The sequence below is a fragment of the Pectobacterium araliae genome (assembly GCF_037076465.1).
Lineage (GTDB): Bacteria > Pseudomonadota > Gammaproteobacteria > Enterobacterales > Enterobacteriaceae > Pectobacterium > Pectobacterium araliae.
On the sequence record NZ_AP028908.1, the window covers coordinates 975,633 to 992,690 of the forward strand.

General features: G+C 51.7%; 19 protein-coding genes. 12 read left to right on the top strand and 7 right to left on the bottom strand.

Going from position 1 to position 17,058, the window contains the following annotated elements; translation table 11 throughout:
* Positions 1 to 352: 352 nt before the first annotated feature.
* On the top strand, positions 353 to 1,396 hold the full coding sequence (locus AACH44_RS04425; RefSeq protein WP_261848230.1) for an alpha/beta hydrolase family protein: 1,044 nt from the start codon (positions 353 to 355) through the stop codon (positions 1,394 to 1,396).
* Here AACH44_RS04425 and AACH44_RS04430 read toward each other — a convergent pair.
* The 4 genes from AACH44_RS04430 to mutY all read right to left on the bottom strand — a co-directional run bounded on the left by AACH44_RS04430 (position 1,359) and on the right by mutY (position 5,035).
* Entirely contained in the window at positions 1,359 to 2,438 is a 1,080-nt protein-coding gene (locus AACH44_RS04430; protein ID WP_261848231.1) for a helix-turn-helix domain-containing protein, read from the bottom strand. The two genes, AACH44_RS04425 and AACH44_RS04430, sit on opposite strands and share 38 nt — an antisense overlap.
* 95 nt (positions 2,439 to 2,533) lie before the next feature.
* Positions 2,534 to 3,607: a membrane-bound lytic murein transglycosylase MltC gene (gene mltC, locus AACH44_RS04435; RefSeq protein ID WP_261848232.1), complete on the bottom strand. Its 1,074-nt coding sequence runs from the start codon at positions 3,605 to 3,607 to the stop codon at positions 2,534 to 2,536.
* A gap of 52 nt (positions 3,608 to 3,659) precedes the next feature.
* Complete coding sequence (locus tag AACH44_RS04440) at positions 3,660 to 3,932, bottom strand: oxidative damage protection protein (protein ID WP_261848233.1); 273 nt, start codon at positions 3,930 to 3,932, stop codon at positions 3,660 to 3,662.
* Positions 3,929 to 5,035 carry an A/G-specific adenine glycosylase gene (mutY, locus tag AACH44_RS04445; RefSeq protein WP_261848234.1) on the bottom strand — a complete coding sequence of 369 codons (1,107 nt, stop codon included), beginning with the start codon at positions 5,033 to 5,035 and terminating at the stop codon, positions 3,929 to 3,931. Before mutY ends, AACH44_RS04440 begins: the two co-directional genes overlap by 4 nt.
* Positions 5,036 to 5,200: 165 nt before the next feature.
* Here mutY and trmB point away from each other — a divergent pair, with 165 nt between their 5' ends.
* The 3 genes from trmB (at position 5,201) to AACH44_RS04460 (ending at position 7,094) form a co-directional block, all read left to right on the top strand.
* On the top strand, positions 5,201 to 5,920 hold the full coding sequence (gene trmB, locus AACH44_RS04450; RefSeq protein ID WP_261848235.1) for a tRNA (guanosine(46)-N7)-methyltransferase TrmB: 720 nt from the start codon (positions 5,201 to 5,203) through the stop codon (positions 5,918 to 5,920).
* A 1-nt stretch (position 5,921) separates the two neighbouring features.
* Entirely contained in the window at positions 5,922 to 6,266 is a 345-nt protein-coding gene (locus AACH44_RS04455; RefSeq protein ID WP_261848236.1) for a YggL family protein, read from the top strand.
* Between the two features lie 114 nt (positions 6,267 to 6,380).
* On the top strand, positions 6,381 to 7,094 hold the full coding sequence (locus AACH44_RS04460) for a DUF2884 domain-containing protein (RefSeq protein WP_261848237.1): 714 nt from the start codon (positions 6,381 to 6,383) through the stop codon (positions 7,092 to 7,094).
* A 57-nt stretch (positions 7,095 to 7,151) separates the two neighbouring features.
* Here AACH44_RS04460 and AACH44_RS04465 read toward each other — a convergent pair whose 3' ends face one another.
* The 3 genes from AACH44_RS04465 to mutH form a co-directional block, all read right to left on the bottom strand.
* Positions 7,152 to 8,213: an NADP(H)-dependent aldo-keto reductase gene (locus AACH44_RS04465; protein ID WP_261848238.1), complete on the bottom strand. Its 1,062-nt coding sequence runs from the start codon at positions 8,211 to 8,213 to the stop codon at positions 7,152 to 7,154.
* A 204-nt stretch (positions 8,214 to 8,417) separates the two neighbouring features.
* Positions 8,418 to 8,624 carry a YgdI/YgdR family lipoprotein gene (locus AACH44_RS04470; RefSeq protein ID WP_261848239.1) on the bottom strand — a complete coding sequence of 69 codons (207 nt, stop codon included), beginning with the start codon at positions 8,622 to 8,624 and terminating at the stop codon, positions 8,418 to 8,420.
* A 109-nt stretch (positions 8,625 to 8,733) separates the two neighbouring features.
* Positions 8,734 to 9,426 carry a DNA mismatch repair endonuclease MutH gene (mutH, locus tag AACH44_RS04475; RefSeq protein WP_261848240.1) on the bottom strand — a complete coding sequence of 231 codons (693 nt, stop codon included), beginning with the start codon at positions 9,424 to 9,426 and terminating at the stop codon, positions 8,734 to 8,736.
* Between the two features lie 696 nt (positions 9,427 to 10,122).
* Here mutH and rppH point away from each other — a divergent pair.
* The 8 genes from rppH (at position 10,123) to AACH44_RS04515 (ending at position 17,057) form a co-directional block, all read left to right on the top strand.
* On the top strand, positions 10,123 to 10,656 hold the full coding sequence (gene rppH, locus AACH44_RS04480; protein WP_261848241.1) for an RNA pyrophosphohydrolase: 534 nt from the start codon (positions 10,123 to 10,125) through the stop codon (positions 10,654 to 10,656).
* 12 nt (positions 10,657 to 10,668) lie between these two features.
* The gene (gene ptsP / locus AACH44_RS04485; protein WP_261848242.1) at positions 10,669 to 12,915 is read left to right on the top strand and encodes a phosphoenolpyruvate--protein phosphotransferase; all 2,247 of its coding nucleotides are present in this window, start codon (positions 10,669 to 10,671) and stop codon (positions 12,913 to 12,915) included.
* A gap of 308 nt (positions 12,916 to 13,223) precedes the next feature.
* A complete protein-coding gene (lgt, locus tag AACH44_RS04490; RefSeq protein ID WP_261848330.1) occupies positions 13,224 to 14,090 on the top strand; it encodes a prolipoprotein diacylglyceryl transferase in 867 nt (288 codons plus the stop codon).
* 36 nt (positions 14,091 to 14,126) lie between these two features.
* Positions 14,127 to 14,921: a thymidylate synthase gene (gene thyA, locus AACH44_RS04495; RefSeq protein ID WP_261848243.1), complete on the top strand. Its 795-nt coding sequence runs from the start codon at positions 14,127 to 14,129 to the stop codon at positions 14,919 to 14,921.
* A gap of 181 nt (positions 14,922 to 15,102) precedes the next feature.
* Entirely contained in the window at positions 15,103 to 15,606 is a 504-nt protein-coding gene (locus AACH44_RS04500) for a prepilin peptidase-dependent protein (protein WP_261848244.1), read from the top strand.
* Positions 15,607 to 15,611: 5 nt separating this feature from the next.
* Positions 15,612 to 16,226: a prepilin peptidase-dependent protein gene (locus tag AACH44_RS04505; protein ID WP_261848331.1), complete on the top strand. Its 615-nt coding sequence runs from the start codon at positions 15,612 to 15,614 to the stop codon at positions 16,224 to 16,226.
* Positions 16,223 to 16,678, top strand: a complete 456-nt coding sequence (locus AACH44_RS04510) for a YgdB family protein (RefSeq protein WP_261848245.1) — start codon at positions 16,223 to 16,225, stop codon at positions 16,676 to 16,678. The genes AACH44_RS04505 and AACH44_RS04510 overlap by 4 nt, the downstream gene beginning before the upstream one ends.
* Positions 16,665 to 17,057, top strand: coding sequence for a prepilin-type N-terminal cleavage/methylation domain-containing protein (locus AACH44_RS04515; RefSeq protein ID WP_261848332.1), 393 nt, complete (start codon positions 16,665 to 16,667; stop codon positions 17,055 to 17,057). The genes AACH44_RS04510 and AACH44_RS04515 overlap by 14 nt, the downstream gene beginning before the upstream one ends.
* The last annotated feature ends 1 nt before the right edge of the window (position 17,058 follow it).

Genomic DNA, 17,058 nt, shown 5'->3' on the forward strand with positions numbered 1-17,058 from the left:
TAGTAGAGCTAATCGGCGATGTGGTTAGTTTTACGCATTGTTGTGAATACATTTCAACAATCAATTATTCTTATTATTTTAATTAATTCGGGATAAATTATCGTATTAAGTAAAATTTAATATTGCGCTTAACACCCCCTTTCACTCGCTTTATTCATGTAATAGTAAAAAATAGGCATGTTTATTAGCGTTAATCGAGCGTTTATTATCGATTTTGATTCCTCTATCGAGCTGATCTGTTGATGTGCAAGTGGAAAAAAGAGGGACTAAATAGCGTTTTAGGTCGCATAGGGAAGAAAGTCATTGTTATAACTGCTATTTTTCACAGTACAGAAACTTCGGAGAAATAGGTATGACATGGCGCATCACGATAGGATTGATAACGAATTTACTACTCAGCTTTGCCGTTATGGCGGATGTTGGCATTGGGTTTCAACAAATAACGCTGGCTGATGAGGCCAATAATAGGCCGCTAGAAGCTGCCGTATTTTATCCGGTTTCATCATCACAACAGACTGCGATAATCGGTGAGAATCCTGCATTTCCCGGTATCGCCGTAAGTAAAAATGCGCTGCCTGAATCCGGTGAATATCCCTTGATTGTGGTTTCACACGGTTATGGTGGGAGTTGGTTTAATCAACTCTGGTTGGCACAGGCGTTGGTCAAGCAAGGCTATATTGTTGCCGCGCCTAATCACCCAGGAACGACCACTAAAGATATGCGGGTTGAGAAGGCTCAGGAATTATGGCTACGACCCAACGATATTAGCCGCGTTATTACCGCTTTACTCGCTGCTCCAGAAAAAACGGGGCGTGTTGATGCGCAGCGTATTGCCGCTGTTGGTCATTCGCTGGGGGGATGGACGGTATTGGAGCTAGCGGGCGGGCGTTTTAGCACGCAGCAATTTGAGCGTGATTGTCTGACGCATGTTGGGCTGGCGTCCTGCAAAGCCTATGAAAAGATGCAGATCGCAAAGAATGCGTCGTTACGTGCGCAGCTTGATAAGCCATTGGCGGATCCGCGTATCAGTGCGGTGGTATCGCTGGATATGGGGCTGGCGCGAGGGTTTACCGCGGAGAGTCTTGCGGCAATACACATTCCCGTTTTGATCGTTGCGGCTGGGTATCCTAATGAGGAACTGCCTGCCGAGCTGGAATCTCACGATTTGGCACAAAAGCTGCCACCAGCGCATTCAGCCTATAAGGAAATTGCCGATGCGACGCATTTTAGCTTCATGCAGATTTGTAAGCCGGGTGCCATTGAGATCATTAATGCCGAGAACCCAGGAGATGGCATGATTTGTCTCGATGGCGGCGCACGTTCGCGTGAGCAGATTCAGCAGGGCGTTGTGAAGGATATTAGCGATTTTCTTCAGGCGGCGTGGCGGAAGCCGTAGTCTGTGCCCGAAGTGGGTGCTGACTACGCCAGACGCTGGGGCTCATCCCCGTGAGTCGCAAAAACTCGCGGTTGAAGTTTGATTTAGTCTGAAACCCGCTGTCCAGCATGATATCCGTGATTCGTGCATCCGTTTGGCTGAGGAGGCGCTTAGCCTCCTCGATGCGGTATTCGTTCATCACCTGAGAGAAATTACGCCCGTGCACGCGGTTGATGGTTTCTGACAGACGCCTGAGCGGTATTCCCATACGTCTGCTTAGACGCTGAAGCGTCATGCTCGGATCGGTATATAACGCATGAGTGAGGATGAAATCATCTAACACTTTCGCAAGCTGGTGCTCATTGTCGGTAGCGGGTGGTGCTTCAGGTTTCTGGTCAGGTGGCGCGGCAACGCCTGTTTGCGGTGCTGTGCGATGCGTGACGATAAGCAGGGTCAATATTGCCAGCATGATGATGTGGAATACGCTGATGATGGTTGCCGCGCTATTGCCGCTGTAGAAAGCGATATCCAGTGCGATGACGATATCGATAGCGCCGGAGATAAGCACATACAGCCCGGCAATAAACGGTGCGTTTTTCCACCCAGGCAATGACATTCGCAGACGATGAGCGGTGTAAATCAGCATTGCCCCATAGCCGAAGTAAACACTTACCAGCATTATGTCGATGAGTGGAACGGTTGTTCTGCTTTGGACGGCACTTGCGCCAAGGATGAGTAAGGGCGGTAACAGATGCCGGAGAGATCGTCGACGGTTGCGGTTTAAGGCATCAGAGACCTTTTCTCCATAGGGGAACAGGCAAAGCCATAACAGCGGCGGAATGAATGCGGCAATGGCAGGTTGGATAAATGAGGGTAAGGCAACATGGCCGCCCCAGCGTAACGCTACCACTGTCAGAGCAAGACAGCTTACGCCGATGAGTATCGCCTCTGCTTTGGTATTGCGCTTTTTAGTCTCTTTATTTTGAATAGCCAGAAACTGGATACGAAAAAACAAAATAACCAGCAGAAGTGCGGTAATAAACGGTAAGGGAATCGCGGTCATCGTGTTTATCAACAACGTTATTGTAGATATCTGGCCTGATGAAACCGCGCTACCGGAATAAACCCGGTAGCGCGGCGTTCTGTGGATCTCGTGAATTAGCGGCGATAATTTTTCTGCGCCGTGTTCACTTTGTTCAGGTAGTTACGTGATTCACCTGACGGGTGCTTCGTTGTCAGCGTTTGGTAGACATCGCCCGGAGACATATTGTTGATAATGCCCACGGCGCGATCGCGATCGCTGGAGAAGACGCGCAACACGCTGCCTGCGCCACCGTTATACGCGGTGATGATGGCATAGCGTTTCGATGTCGGGTTTTCAATACCGGCCAGGTAGCTGTTCTTCAGAATCGACAAATAGGCGGTGCCTGCATCGATATTTTGTTCAGGATCGAACAGATAGCTGCGACTCGGTTGTCCCCATTTCCCTTTCATTTTGAAGACGTCGCGTCCTGCGCTGTGTTGTACCACCTGCATCAGGCCCAATGCGTCGGAACGGCTGACGGCGTAAGGGTTAAAGCTGGACTCAGTCTGCATAATCGCCAAAATCAGCGACTCTTCAATACCGTAACGCTCAGAGGCTTTACGCACCAGCGGCAGGTATTTATGTGCACGCTTGTCCAAATGATTAGGGACGAGCTGGATAGTGACCGACCAGATAACGTGCAGGCCAGAGGTGCGTTTTTGCAAACGGTTCTGGAGCAGATAATCCGCGAAGCTGGCAGCACGGCCTTCCCAGCGGATCGCTTGTCCGGTGTTATCCAGCACCTGCCCGTACAGCAGCGGTTCGCGGCTGATTTGGATATCGTTCGCATCGGAATACAAGTCGGTATTACTGGCGTCATCGCCCATCAGCAGGGTGGTGATAATTGCCTGACGCAGGCTGGCGACGGAGTTGGTCGCTGAAAGGGTTTCAATCGTAATCGAACCAGCATCAAAGTTGATGTGGCTACGCGTCTGATATTGATCGGTGTATTTAACGTAGTCTTTCGGACCGGCGATCAGGACTTCATTCATCCCCCAGATATTTTCGATGTTGTTGGCAAATTGCCCCATCAAAATATCGAAGGCGTTGGTATCCTTGAGAAACTCTTCGTCGTTGGTATTCCCTTTGTTCCCGGAACAGGAAACCAACAGTGGTGCAATCACTAGCAGCGCTAATATTTTCTTCATATAACAAGCCGTGTCGGAATTGGGACGTAAGCGGGCTCGAAAGCCCGCAATCTCAGTGGCTCTGAGGCGTATAGCCTTCGATGTGAACGTCCTTCCCTTCAAACAGGAATTTGATCATTTCCTGTTCCAGTAGCTTACGGTCGTCAACATTCATCATGCTGAGCTTTTTCTCGTTAATCAGCATGGTTTGCTTGGTTTGCCACTGCGCCCAGGCTTCTTTAGAAATGTCGTTATAGATGCGCTTGCCCAGATCGCCGGGATAGAGTTGGAAGTCCTGTCCTTCGGCATCGCGTTGTAAAAAAGTACAAAAAATCGTTCTGCTCATGCTTCTTCCTCATCAATTGCGCAGGCATTCAAATGTGTTGACTGCGGGTGAGCCAGCTCCCTCAGTAGGCGTTCTACCGGGGCGGCCAGTCCGACAGACGGCGGCTGCGCTAAGTTATACCAGAGACCTGCACCATCATCCATGCAAGACCTGTTTTGTGAACGATCGTTCTGCGATACGTTCAGCCAGAGCGGAACGATATCCAGATGAAAATGGCTGAATGTGTGGCGGAACGCGACAAGCTGTTGCAATCCATCAGGATTCAGACCTCGTTGTTGCAGCCAGAGTTCCAATTCCTGGCGATCGCTGAACTGCGGGAAGCAAAATAACCCGCCCCACAGACCTACGGCTGGGCGCTGTTGCAACCAGACCTGAGAGCCTTGTTGCATCAGCAGGAACCAGCCCGTTTTTTCCGGTAGTGTCTGCTTCGGTTTCTTGCCGGGGTATTGCGCCCAACTGTGGTTGGCGTAGGCAACGCAACCCGTGTTCAGCGGGCACAGTTCGCACTTGGGGCGGCTGCGGGTGCAAACCATCGCACCGAGATCCATCATCGCCTGATTAAACTGGCTGACGCCTTCGGCTGGTGTGACGTCTTCACTCCGCGCCCACAGTTTCTTCTCAACCTCTTTCTTGCCCGGCCAGCCGTCAACGGCGTAGCAGCGTGCCAGCACGCGCTTCACATTGCCATCGAGAATCGGGTAATGCTGGCCGAGGGAGAGCGACAGTACCGCGCCAGCGGTGGAACGGCCGACGCCCGGCAGCGCCGCGACTTCATCAAAGGTGGTGGGGAATTCGCCGCCGTGGTGCGACACGATGGTCTGCGCGGCTTTATGCAAGTTGCGCGCACGGGCGTAGTAGCCCAGCCCGGTCCATAAGTGGAGCACTTCATCCAGCGGTGCTGCCGCCAGTGCCGTTACGTTGGGAAAGCGTGCCATAAAGCGTTGGAAATAGGGGATAACCGTAGTGACCTGCGTTTGTTGCAACATCACTTCGGATAGCCATACTTTATAGGGAGTTTTCTCAAGCTGCCATGGCAGGGTTTTGCGGCCATAGCGTTGATACCAGTCCAGCACCTGATGGGCCAACTGTTGCGCTTGCATCATAAAATGGGATCACTATCCGACAGGTAAAAAGTTTGACTGCGATTCCAGCACAGAGTGAATGTGCTGTAAACCGGAACTTTCCGAGGCCGTGGGGTTGCTAAACCACGGTATCCTTGCATAATGCGCGTTTCCTTAATGTAATCGGACAGCAAGTAAGCACTCTTTATGATTAACAACGTCATTTCACCGGAATTTGATGAAAACGGGCGCCCGATGCGTCGTATTCGCAGTTTTGTCCGCCGTCAGGGGCGTTTGACCAATGGGCAACAACTGGCGCTGGATAACTACTGGCCGGTGATGGGCGTGGAATATCAAACCGAGCAGGTAGATTTTAACGCGCTATTTGGCCGTGACGCCCCTGTGGTGCTGGAGATCGGTTTTGGGATGGGTGCCTCGCTGGTGACGATGGCGGCACAGCACCCTGAGCAGAATTTCCTCGGTATTGAAGTTCACCTACCGGGCGTGGGGGCGTGTCTCGCGTCTGCGCAGGAAGCAGGCATCAGCAATCTGCGCGTGATGTGTCATGATGCGATCGAAGTGCTGATGAACATGATCCCCGATGGTTCACTGTCCATGGTTCAACTCTTCTTCCCAGACCCGTGGCACAAAGCCCGCCATAATAAACGCCGTATCGTTCAGGTGCCGTTTGTCCAGATGGTACAGAGTAAGCTGAAAGTCGGCGGCGTGTTCCACATGGCAACAGACTGGGAACCTTATGCGCAACATATGCTCGAAGTGATGACCTCTGTCACCGAGTACCGTAATCTTTCCGATAATAATGAGTACGTTGAGCGGCCGGAATCCCGTCCGCTGACGAAATTTGAAGCACGCGGCCAGCGTTTGGGGCATGGCGTGTGGGATCTGATGTTTGAGAGGATAAAATAAAATGGCACAAGCTCGTAGCCGTCGTTTACGTAAAAAACTTCACATTGATGAGTTTCAGGAATTAGGTTTTTCTGTCAGCTTCCGCTTTCCAGAAGGCACTAACGTTGAAGATATCGATAAGCTGATGGATAAGTTCGTTGACGACGTCATTGAACCACAAGGATTGGCATTCGAAGGCAGCGGTTATTTGTTCTGGGAAGGCCTGATCTGTCTGCAAAAAATCGGCCACTGCACCGAAGAGCATCGCCAACTGGTTAGCCGCTGGTTGGAAGAGCAGAAACTGACGGACGTGAAAGTCAGTAACCTGTTCGATATCTGGTGGGATCTGCCAGAACACCTGCTGTAATCCCTGGCCTTACCACGGCATGTCTGAGCTGATTGTGGCTCAGGCGTTATCCGCCTCATCAACGTGCGGATTGCCGCTCTCCCGTCACTGCTGTTGTTTTCTTCAGGAGAAAATATGTCGCGTAAAATGACCTTGGGTTTGCTGATGTTGTTGTCCTGGCAAGCGCAAGCGGCTTACCAGTGCAATGTGAATCCACAGGACGACATCATTATCAGTCCGCAACACGTACAGGTCGTGGGTGCCAGTGGCAATTTACAGTTCTCCCCACAGGGCGATATCGTTCGTAATGGTGCGCCATTGACCCTGAATGCTGAGCAGCGCCAGAAATCCAAAGCCTATCAGGCGGATTTACGCCAGCAACTGCCATGGATTGACCAGGGTGCGCAGCAGCATCTGGAAAAAGCGCGCGTCGCGCTGGATAACGTCATCGTGCAGGAGCTTGGCAGCAACAGCAATGTGCGCAATCGCCTGACTACGCTGGATAAACAGCTTAAACAGCAGATGAACCGTATTATTGAACACCGCAGCGATGGCCTGACGTTCCACCATCAGGCGATTAAGCAGGTTGAGCAAGATGGTAAGCAGATCGTGCAGCAAAGCATGGGCGGCGTCTTACAGGACAGCCTGAACGAGATGGGCGTAAAACAGATGTCCAGCGGCGGTAATCCACTACAGGCGATGATGGGCAACCTCGGCGGTTTGCAGAAAGCGATTCAAGCCGAATGGAATAATCAGGAACTGGAGTTCCAGCGCTTCGGCAATGATGTTTGTAGCCGCGTCACGTCGTTGGAAAACCAGCGCAAGAGCCTGTTGCTGACGCTGAAGTAAGCGTTCAATGTTTTTTCACGGATTAAAGAAAACCGGGCGATGCCCGGTTTTTTGCGTTTACGGCGCCGGGAACGTGAAGCGGCGGTGGATGGCTTCCAGTTCGTCAAGGATCTCGCTGCTCAGCGTCAGGTTCTGGCTATCGAGGTTGATTTGCAACTGCTCCAGCGTGGTCGCGCCCAGCAGCGTACTGGCAACGAACGGCTGTTGACGCACAAATGCTAATGCCATTTGCGCCGGATTTAGTTCGTGTTTTTGCGCCAGCGCTACGTACTCGGCAACCGCCGCCTGAGCCTGTGGGCCGGTATAGCGCGTGAAGCGGCTGAATAGCGTGTTACGGGCGTTCGCGGGTTTCGCACCATTCATGTATTTACCTGTCAGCGTACCGAACGCCAGCGACGAATAGGCGAGGAGTTCTACGCCTTCATGCTGGCTGATTTCCGCCAGACCAACTTCAAAACTGCGGTTCAGCAGGCTGTAGGGATTCTGAATCGAAACGATACGCGGCAGATCGTGCTTTTCCGCCAAATGCAGATAGCGCATCACACCCCATGGGGTTTCGTTGGAAACGCCGATATAGCGAATCTTACCAGCACGTACTTGCTCATTCAGCGCTTCCAGCGTTTCCAGCAGCGTCACTACTGATTTGTCGTCGGTATATTGTGGTTTGTCATCAGTATATTGATAGTTAAGCTTGCCAAAGCAGTTGGTTTGGCGCTGTGGCCAATGCAACTGATAGAGATCGATATAGTCAGTATTCAGACGTTGCAGGCTGGCATCCAGCGCTGCGCGGATGTTTTTTCTATCCAGCGCCTGCTGTGGGCGAATGCTGTGATCGCTTCCGCGCACAGGACCTGAGACTTTACTCGCCACAATCAATTTCTCGCGTCCGCCACGCGATTTCAGCCAGGAACCGATATAGCTCTCGGTTAACCCTTGCGTTTCTGGACGTGGGGGAACGGCGTACATTTCTGCTGTGTCAATCAGGTTAACACCTGCGGCAATGGCGTGATCTAACTGGGCATGAGCGTCTGCTTCGCTGTTTTGTTCGCCAAAGGTCATCGTACCAAGACCCAGCACGCTCACTTCTAAAGAACTATGGGGAATACGGTGATATTGCATTGCCAGCTTCCTTATGTCTGAAAATAGCAGGCGTATTTCCCGTCATCTCCGCATGATTTACTGCGATTCCAATGAGTTTGGGAAGACACACCTGAATTCGACTATAACGAAGCCGTGGCGAGTGGGGAAGTCTCTTCTGCTATCCTTTTCGGATTATTCTCGATGATGCAGCCCGATGCGCGGCGTTCCGAGCTGACCGCGATCTTAGCGCTGTACGATCTGAGAAACGCGATCGCTGTTGATTTGTTTCTGATTGCCCTGCTCATCGGTATAGCTTAGCAGCCCGGTATCTTTATCTAACACGGGTTTCCCCTGTGTCAGGAGCATTTGCCCCTCTTTTGTTGCCATCACATAGTCACTGGAACAGCCTGCAAGGGCGAATAGTAATGCCAGTGTTATCGCCATTTTCATCGTATTAACCCATAAAAAAATCTAACGCTTAAGGTGAGTCTAGCAAATGGTCGCGAGGGATAACGTAGGAATAATGGAAAAAATGCATTGGGAAGGCATTCATTATGTATCACTCGACCTGCATAAAATGCCGGGCCAGTAGTGGCGCAGTAAAAGTTTTCTTCAAATAGAACCCGCGTGGTAAGGTCAAAATCGGTTGACCAAATTCGCCAATGGCCTCCGTTAATGCCCGGCTATTTGCCGCCTTGGGGCGCAGTTGCAGTACTTCACCATGTCGGGCGGTGATACTTTCTACCCGGCCAAGTACGATCAGATCCATTAACTCTTCCCAATCGCAGCGCAACTGCTCCTCTTCTTCTTCATTGGGGCTCCAGATCAGCGGCGTGCCGATACGACGTTCCCCCAGCGGAATGTGCCGCGAGCCTTCCACCGGAATCCACAGTACTCGGGCGAGCTTATGCCGCACATGGCTGCTTTCCCACGTTACGCCGCTGTTGCCTGTTAACGGGGCGACGCAGACGAAAGTGGTTTCCAGCGGTTTACCCTGTTCATCAATAGGAATCGTTTTTAGCTCAATACCAATGTCAGGGAAATCCTGCTCTGGCTTACTGCCCGCGCTTGCCCCCAGAAAACGTTCCAGCAACACGCCAATCCAGCCTTTATCGCGTTTTAGGTTGGCAGGAAGGGGCAGGCGAGCGAGGTCTGCTAATTCTGCGAGATTGTAGCCCGCGAGGGACTGCGCACGCTCCAGCAAGACGTGTTCATTTTGCGGTGCTGTGGTGTGAACTGAGGGTGAATTCATAAGGTATAACTCGAATATTTTCCGCTCAAAAAAAATACAACAAATGGAAAAGACAAACGCACAGTCTGCAAGGTTGTGGAGAGAAACAATAATAGCATGATTCGTAGCGTTTTTTTTCAGTGTGATGGCGATCACTGAATGCAGTTTTGCAAACTGTGCACGTATAACCACCGACAATAAACAGGATTTTACACTAGGTTATCCACAGATATCTTGGATAACCCACATAAACATGAATTACTGGTTCCATTTACAGCCTTGACTCCCGGGGTTTTTACTGTTTTTGCCTATTTATTGCCTGAGTTTGAGACATTCCCTGTGGATAAAATCGGCATAGTGCGATCTTTCACCAATCTTACGTTGAACGCCATTTGAACAAACAATCAGGGGGCGTTTTTTCGGTTGATATCGTTTGTAATTTAATGAATGAAAAGCATTATTTTTTAATGTGCAGTGATTTTTTTTCTTCATGAGAAATGAGTTTTACTCACTTCTTCATGGGTTCTGCACAAAGATGTCCACAGAAAAAGTGAATAAATTTCAGGTTATGGTCTTCACATGTTTATAACTTTGATCTTATCTGTGGGTTATCTTAATTTTATTAGTGTCACATGCTTTCTAAGCAGTGGTTTACCGCCTGACGGGAGTGTGAAACAATCAGGTCATCTTTGCATTGATGTTTATTGAGGTAGTCCGGTGATCGATGATGATGGCTACCGCCCAAACGTTGGTATTGTAATTTGTAATCGGCAGGGGCAGGTGATGTGGGCCCGGCGCTATGGTCAGCACTCCTGGCAGTTTCCGCAGGGGGGAATTAACCCCGGTGAAAGTGCCGAGCAGGCGATGTACCGCGAACTGTTTGAGGAAGTCGGGTTAAGAAAAAAGGATGTGCGCGTGTTGGCATCTACCCGTAACTGGTTACGCTATAAATTACCAAAGCGTTTGGTGCGTTGGGATACAAAACCGGTCTGTATCGGCCAAAAGCAAAAATGGTTTTTGCTACAGTTGATGTGTAATGAGTCGGATATCAATATGCAGAGCAGCGGCACGCCAGAGTTTGATGGCTGGCGCTGGGTGAGTTACTGGTATCCGGTACGTCAGGTCGTCTCTTTTAAGCGAGATGTGTATCGTCGCGTGATGAAGGAATTTATCAGCCCGGTGATCCTGCTTCAGGAGAGTGCTGCGGTTCGGATGGCGCCCCCACCCGGTTCCCGGCGAAAAAGAGGGTAATTCAGGCACATTATGCTCACGCGCTTGCGAGAAATTGTCGAAAATGTTGCGGCAACGGCCCGCCTTAGTGATGCGCTGGACATTTTGGTCAATGAGACCTGTCAGGCTATGGACACGGAAGTCTGTTCCATTTATCTGGCCGATCACGATCGTCAATGCTATTACCTGATGGCGACACGCGGGCTGAAAAAACCGCGTGGGCGCACGGTTACGCTGGCATTTGGGCAAGGTATTGTTGGGTTGGTCGGACAACGCGCTGAACCCATCAATCTGGCCGATGCACGTGCACATCCCAGCTTTAAGTTCATCCCCGCGGTGAAAGAGCAACATTTCCGTTCTTTTCTTGGTGTCCCCATTATTTATCGTCGTCACCTGTTGGGCGTGCTGGTGGTTCAGCAACGCGAACATCGTCAGTTTGATAAAAATGAAGAATCGTTCATGGTGACGCTGGCCACGCAGATGGCCGCGATTCTTTCCCTTTCGCAAATAAAAACGCTCTTCGGTCAATACCGCCAGACGCGCGTTAAGGCGCTGGTGGCTTCACCCGGAGTGGCGATTGCCCCCGGCTGGCAGGATTGTACCCAGCCTTCTTTGGAACAGGTTTTTCCCGCGTCGAGTTTGGACAGCGAACGCGAGCGTTCTCGATTAACGCAGGCGTTGGAAGACGCGACGGCGGAGTTCCGGCGCTTTAGCAAACGGTTTAGCGCCAGCGCGCAGAAAGAGAGCGCGGCGATTTTCGATTTGTACTCGCACTTGCTGAATGATGCGCGGCTCAAACGTGAACTGTTTCAGGAAGTGGATGCGGGTAACGCCGCTGAGTGGGCCGTGAAACTGGTGATCGAACGCTTTGCCGCGCAATTCACTAATTTGCAGGATACCTACTTACGCGAGCGTGCGGGCGATCTGCGCGCGTTAGGGCAACGGCTGCTGTTTCATCTCGACGATAACGCGCAAATCATGGGGCAGTGGCCTGAGCGCTTTATCCTCGTGGCGGACGAATTAACGGCCACGTTGCTGGCAGAGTTGCCACCGGAGCGGTTGGCCGGTGTTGTCGTGTATGACGGTGCCGCCAATTCACATGCGGCGATCTTGGTGCGGGCTATGGGCATTCCGACGCTGGTGGGTGCGGATATTCAGCCTGACTTGCTGCATCAGCGCCAGCTTATCATTGACGGCTATCGCGGTGAGCTGTTGGTCGATCCTGAGCCTGTGCTGGTTCAGGAATACCAGCGCCTGCTGACGGAAGAAAATGAACTGACCCGTTTGGCTGAAGGCGATATGGAGCGGCCTGCGGTGCTGAAAAGCGGCGAGCGCATTCAAGTCATGTTGAATGCAGGATTAAGCGCCGAACACGAAAAACGCTTTATCAATCAGGTCGATGGCGTTGGGCTGTACCGTACGGAAATTCCTTTTATGCTGCAAAGCGGGTTTCCGTCCGAAGATGAGCAGATGGCGCAATATCAAAGCATGTTGGAGCTTTATCCTACACGCCCTGTAATGTTGCGCACGCTGGATATCGGTGCGGATAAGCCATTGCCTTATTTGCCTATCAGCGAAGAGAACCCGTGTCTCGGCTGGCGCGGCATTCGTATTACGCTCGATCAGCCTGAAATCTTTCTGATTCAGGTACGTGCCATGCTGCGTGCTAATGCGCATACCGGCAATCTCAATATCCTGCTACCGATGATCAGCAGCCTGGATGAAATCAGTGACGCGCGCCGCCTGATCGATCAGGCCGCAGGTGAGGTAGAGGAATTGCTGGGCTTCCCACAGCCCAAGCCGCGCATTGGGATCATGATTGAAGTGCCGTCGATGCTGTTCCTGCTCCCTCATTTGGCTTCTCGTCTCGATTTCGTTTCGGTTGGCACCAACGATCTGACGCAGTATCTGCTAGCGGTGGATCGTAACAACGCTCATGTGGCATCGCTTTATGACAGCCTGCATCCTTCCATGTTGCAGGCGTTAAAGATGATCGCCGTCGAGTGCGATCGGCATAACATACCGCTTTCCGTATGCGGTGAAATGGCGGGAGAAGCGCTCGGCGCACTGCTGCTGATCGGACTGGGTTATCGCTCGTTCAGTATGAATGGACGCAGCGTGGCGCGAATTAAATATCTGCTGCGCCAGATTACGCTAGCTGAGTCTCAGGCACTGGTGAAGCAATTGCTGCACGCACAGAGCGCGCCGGAAGTCCGACAGTGGTCGGCGATTTTCATGGAAGAGCGCGGATTGGGCGGCTTGATTCGCGGTGGGCGCTAATTCGTTTAAGTAAGTGATTCGGGTGACTGACAAACCTGCCTTTAGCAGGTTTGAACGCTGCTTGCAGCGGCCCCAACGGGGCGAGGCACACGCGAGTGTGCCGAGTAGCGCAGCCAAACGTACATGCAACTTGAAGTATGACGAGTATAAATGTTTTACAGAACTTTTCCCCTCAGCAAGCAACGGGCGCGGGTGCGTATGCTATGATTCGCCACCGCGGTTCGCAGGAACGGATTCATTCTCCTGCCTTTTGCCTATCAATGACGATCCCGAAAGCAGGGATAACACAATAAAATATGTGGTGAATGATGACGACAAGCTATCTGGCGTTTCCTCAGTTTGATCCCGTGATTTTCTCAATTGGTCCACTGGCGCTACACTGGTATGGGCTGATGTATCTGGTGGGTTTTGTATTTGCCATGTGGTTGGCGGTGCGCCGGGCGAATAAACTGGGGAGCGGTTGGACCAAGGATGAAGTCGAAAACCTGCTGTACATGGGTTTCCTTGGGGTTTTCGTCGGTGGGCGTCTGGGCTATGTCCTGTTTTATGCCTTCCCGTCATTTCTTGAAAATCCACTCTACCTTTTCAAAGTCTGGGATGGCGGTATGTCTTTCCACGGTGGCTTAATGGGCGTTATTGGCGTCATGCTGTGGTTCGTGCATCGAACCAAACGCCACTTCTTCCAGGTCGCTGATTTTATTGCTCCCCTGATTCCTTTCGGGCTTGGTGCAGGCCGGTTGGGCAACTTTATCAACGGCGAATTGTGGGGGCGTGTCACAACGGATACCCCGTGGGCGATGCTGTTTCCTGGCTCGCGCAGCGAAGATATGATGCTGGCCGTTAGCAACCCGCAATGGCAGACGATTTTCAATCAGTACGGTATGCTACCGCGTCATCCTTCTCAGTTGTATCAAATGATGCTGGAAGGCGTGGCGCTGTTTATCATTCTGAATCTCTTTATTCGTAAACCTCGGCCGATGGGTAGCGTGTCAGGGCTTTTCCTGATCGGCTACGGCACGTTCAGAATTATTACCGAATTCTTCCGCCAGCCGGATGCGCAGTTGGGGCTATTCGGTGACCTTTTCAGCATGGGACAAATCTTGTCGCTGCCGATGGTGCTCGCGGGTATTCTGATGATGGTCTGGGCTTATCGCCGTCAGCCTGCACAGCAATAATCCGCCGTCCTTCTTTAATCTTTGTGGTGAGGTAGTATGAAACAGTATCTGGATCTGATGAAAAAAGTGCTTGAAGAGGGCACGCCGAAGGCCGACCGTACCGGTACGGGCACGCGTTCTATTTTCGGCCATCAGATGCGTTTCAACTTGCAGGACGGATTTCCTCTGGTTACCACCAAAAAATGCCACCTGCGTTCGATTATCCATGAACTGCTCTGGTTTCTGAATGGCGATACCAATGTTGCTTATCTGCATGAAAACAAAGTCAGCATTTGGGACGAATGGGCTGATGAGAACGGTGATTTGGGGCCGGTTTATGGCAAGCAGTGGCGTTCTTGGGGAACAGCAGACGGTCGCCAGATCGACCAGTTGAAGAATGTCCTGACCCAATTGAGACAAGATCCAGATTCTCGCCGTATTATCGTCTCGGCCTGGAACGTGGGCGAACTGGACAAAATGGCGCTGGCACCGTGTCACGCGTTTTTCCAGTTCTACGTGGCAGATGGCAAACTCTCTTGCCAGCTTTATCAGCGTTCATGCGATATCTTCCTCGGCTTGCCATTCAACATTGCCAGCTATGCGCTGCTGGTGCATATGGTGGCGCAGCAGTGCGATCTGGAGGTCGGTGATTTCGTCTGGACAGGGGGTGACACGCATCTGTACAACAACCATATGGAGCAGACGCACTTGCAACTGAGCCGTGAACCACGCGCGTTGCCTAAACTGGTGATTAAGCGCCGCCCAGATACGCTGTTCGACTATCGCTTCGAAGACTTTGAAATCGAAGGGTACGATCCGCATTCCGCCATCAAAGCGCCGGTTGCTATCTAACATTTCCCCATGTTTTCCAGGGCCGCACGATGCGGCCCTTTTTTATTATTTCCTCTGTACTTTCCCCACCTCCCCGCACGTTTTTTCTATTGTTGCATCATTGCAGTGAAACATTGCGAGCCGCCGCGAATAATGCTGTTAACACGCTGTTTTTATCGAAAGGACTCACTATCCTGACGCCATGAAAACAGGGAAGAGACAACCGCGGGGATTTACCTTGCTCGAATTATTGGTGGTGCTGACGATTGTGGCGCTGATGGCTGGCGGTGGCCTGCATGGTTGGGTTCAGTACCAGCAGGCAATCCGTCTGGAGCAGAGCGCACAGCAGTTGTTGGACTTCTTGAGTCGGGTTCAGGCGAATGCCTACTGGCATAACGAAACCCAGACCGTGAAGCTGCAACAGCAGGGGGCGCTGTGGTGCATCGTTGTAGGTCAGAGTGAAAAACAGGTCGAGGAAGTGTGCCGTGAGAACCATTTGGGGCAGTTTGTTCGCCGTTCTCAGGATGTTGTACTGACAACGTTCACCAGCAATGTTTTCACGTTCTTTGGTTTGCGTAACGCGGCGCAGGCTGGGCACATTTCGTTGTCGAGTGCGGCGGGGAAACTACGTCTTGTTATTTCGGTGAGGGGACGCATGCGCCTGTGCAGCGAGTCGCAAGCTGTCCTGGCGATTCCATTATGTTGAAATCGATGGTGTGGAGACAAACAGAATTGAGGCAACCAAGGTTGAGGAGTAAGCAGCGCGGCTTCACTCTACCGGAAATTCTGCTAGCGCTGAGCTTAGGTAGCCTGATTATGCTCTCGGCGGCACAGTTGTACCCGCTACTGCGCAGTCAAAGTCAGGATAGCGCACAGCGTTTTCGGCTGGAGCAACTGTTCAGTCAGGTGGCGATGGGAATCGAGAAAGATATCCGTCGGGCAGGTTTTTGTGCGGGAACCTGTCAGGGAAAGGCGATCAGCTTGGGGAATTATCCAGGAGAGGCAGAAAGCAGCTGTCTGAATGTTTCTTACGATCTTAACCGAAATGGGATTTGGGATGGCGGAGAACAGCAGGATGCCGAGTCTTTTGGCTATCGCCTGCGTGGTCGGTCACTGGAGATTCAGAGTGGCGCACATAACTGTCAGGGCGACAGATGGGAGAAGCTGTTTGATCCGCAGGAGGTTGTACTCACGGTGTTCCGGTTACAGCGTCTATCTGCGAAAAATAATGCGGCGTTGTATGAATTACAACTGGCCGGTTATTGGGCCAAACGTCCTGCCGTTCGGCAACATATCACTCGCATCATTCTCGGACGTAACCAATGAGAAAAGGAAAGCAGGAGGGAAGTGGAACGCTGGCTATGGTGATGCTGATCGCCATTATTGGCCTGCTGTTGATGTCCGGTTTGCAGCGCCAGCTTGATACTGCCATTCAGGTGGGAAACGATGAGCGACATTATCTACATGCCTTCAATCAGGCATTATCTTCGTTAAATTGGGGAAAAGGGCTGCGTTGGAATGCGCTAACGGAAAGCTGGCAGTGCCAGCGGTTGTCGACGGAACAGCTTGTGGTGTGCTTGCGTATGGCCTCTGATGGGACGCAAGGGTTATTGCGTGGTGAAGGGACATTCCCTACTTTGGCGCGGCCGTTGAGGTTGTACCAACGTGTGTCATTTTCGGCACTGTCGTCGGGTCAGATGGCGATCCAACCATTGGGTAGCGGCTGGCTGGACTTTTGCCCAGATAAGGATGCGGCACGCTGTGATGCAACGGAATAGCGCAGTTAACAACAGATTCGTGAGTCATCAATCCGGTTTTAGCCTGCCGGAGACGCTGGTGGCGGCACTGCTGTTCGCCGTCTCACTGATGGGATTATTGCAATATCACCAGATCTTACAGCAATCATTTCAGCACCAGTGGCAGCAGCGTCAGGCCTGGCGATTTGCGATGCAGCAGTTGGAGGCCTATGAGGCGGGTGTGCCGTATCATCCGTCAGATCCTGATAATATTGCGTCCTTTTCGAGTAAAAACTGGCAGTTTAGTCTGTCAGAACAGTTACAGAGCGGCGAATGCCGTCAGGTAACCGTAAGGGTCATGACGCCACGTCGCTATCAGGCTACACTGAACCGTTGGTTTTGCTCGCCATCGCCTGTGTAGT

Coding starts and splice junctions, on each gene's coding strand:
- AACH44_RS04425 (WP_261848230.1), top strand. CDS start 353: ATGACATGGCGCATCACGATAGGATTGATAACGAATTTACTACTCAGC.
- AACH44_RS04430 (WP_261848231.1), bottom strand. CDS start 2,438: ATGACCGCGATTCCCTTACCGTTTATTACCGCACTTCTGCTGGTTATT.
- mltC (WP_261848232.1), bottom strand. CDS start 3,607: ATGAAGAAAATATTAGCGCTGCTAGTGATTGCACCACTGTTGGTTTCC.
- AACH44_RS04440 (WP_261848233.1), bottom strand. CDS start 3,932: ATGAGCAGAACGATTTTTTGTACTTTTTTACAACGCGATGCCGAAGGA.
- mutY (WP_261848234.1), bottom strand. CDS start 5,035: ATGATGCAAGCGCAACAGTTGGCCCATCAGGTGCTGGACTGGTATCAA.
- trmB (WP_261848235.1), top strand. CDS start 5,201: ATGATTAACAACGTCATTTCACCGGAATTTGATGAAAACGGGCGCCCG.
- AACH44_RS04455 (WP_261848236.1), top strand. CDS start 5,922: ATGGCACAAGCTCGTAGCCGTCGTTTACGTAAAAAACTTCACATTGAT.
- AACH44_RS04460 (WP_261848237.1), top strand. CDS start 6,381: ATGTCGCGTAAAATGACCTTGGGTTTGCTGATGTTGTTGTCCTGGCAA.
- AACH44_RS04465 (WP_261848238.1), bottom strand. CDS start 8,213: ATGCAATATCACCGTATTCCCCATAGTTCTTTAGAAGTGAGCGTGCTG.
- AACH44_RS04470 (WP_261848239.1), bottom strand. CDS start 8,624: ATGAAAATGGCGATAACACTGGCATTACTATTCGCCCTTGCAGGCTGT.
- mutH (WP_261848240.1), bottom strand. CDS start 9,426: ATGAATTCACCCTCAGTTCACACCACAGCACCGCAAAATGAACACGTC.
- ptsP (WP_261848242.1), top strand. CDS start 10,669: ATGCTCACGCGCTTGCGAGAAATTGTCGAAAATGTTGCGGCAACGGCC.
- lgt (WP_261848330.1), top strand. CDS start 13,224: ATGACGACAAGCTATCTGGCGTTTCCTCAGTTTGATCCCGTGATTTTC.
- thyA (WP_261848243.1), top strand. CDS start 14,127: ATGAAACAGTATCTGGATCTGATGAAAAAAGTGCTTGAAGAGGGCACG.
- AACH44_RS04500 (WP_261848244.1), top strand. CDS start 15,103: ATGAAAACAGGGAAGAGACAACCGCGGGGATTTACCTTGCTCGAATTA.
- AACH44_RS04505 (WP_261848331.1), top strand. CDS start 15,612: ATGGTGTGGAGACAAACAGAATTGAGGCAACCAAGGTTGAGGAGTAAG.
- AACH44_RS04510 (WP_261848245.1), top strand. CDS start 16,223: ATGAGAAAAGGAAAGCAGGAGGGAAGTGGAACGCTGGCTATGGTGATG.
- AACH44_RS04515 (WP_261848332.1), top strand. CDS start 16,665: ATGCAACGGAATAGCGCAGTTAACAACAGATTCGTGAGTCATCAATCC.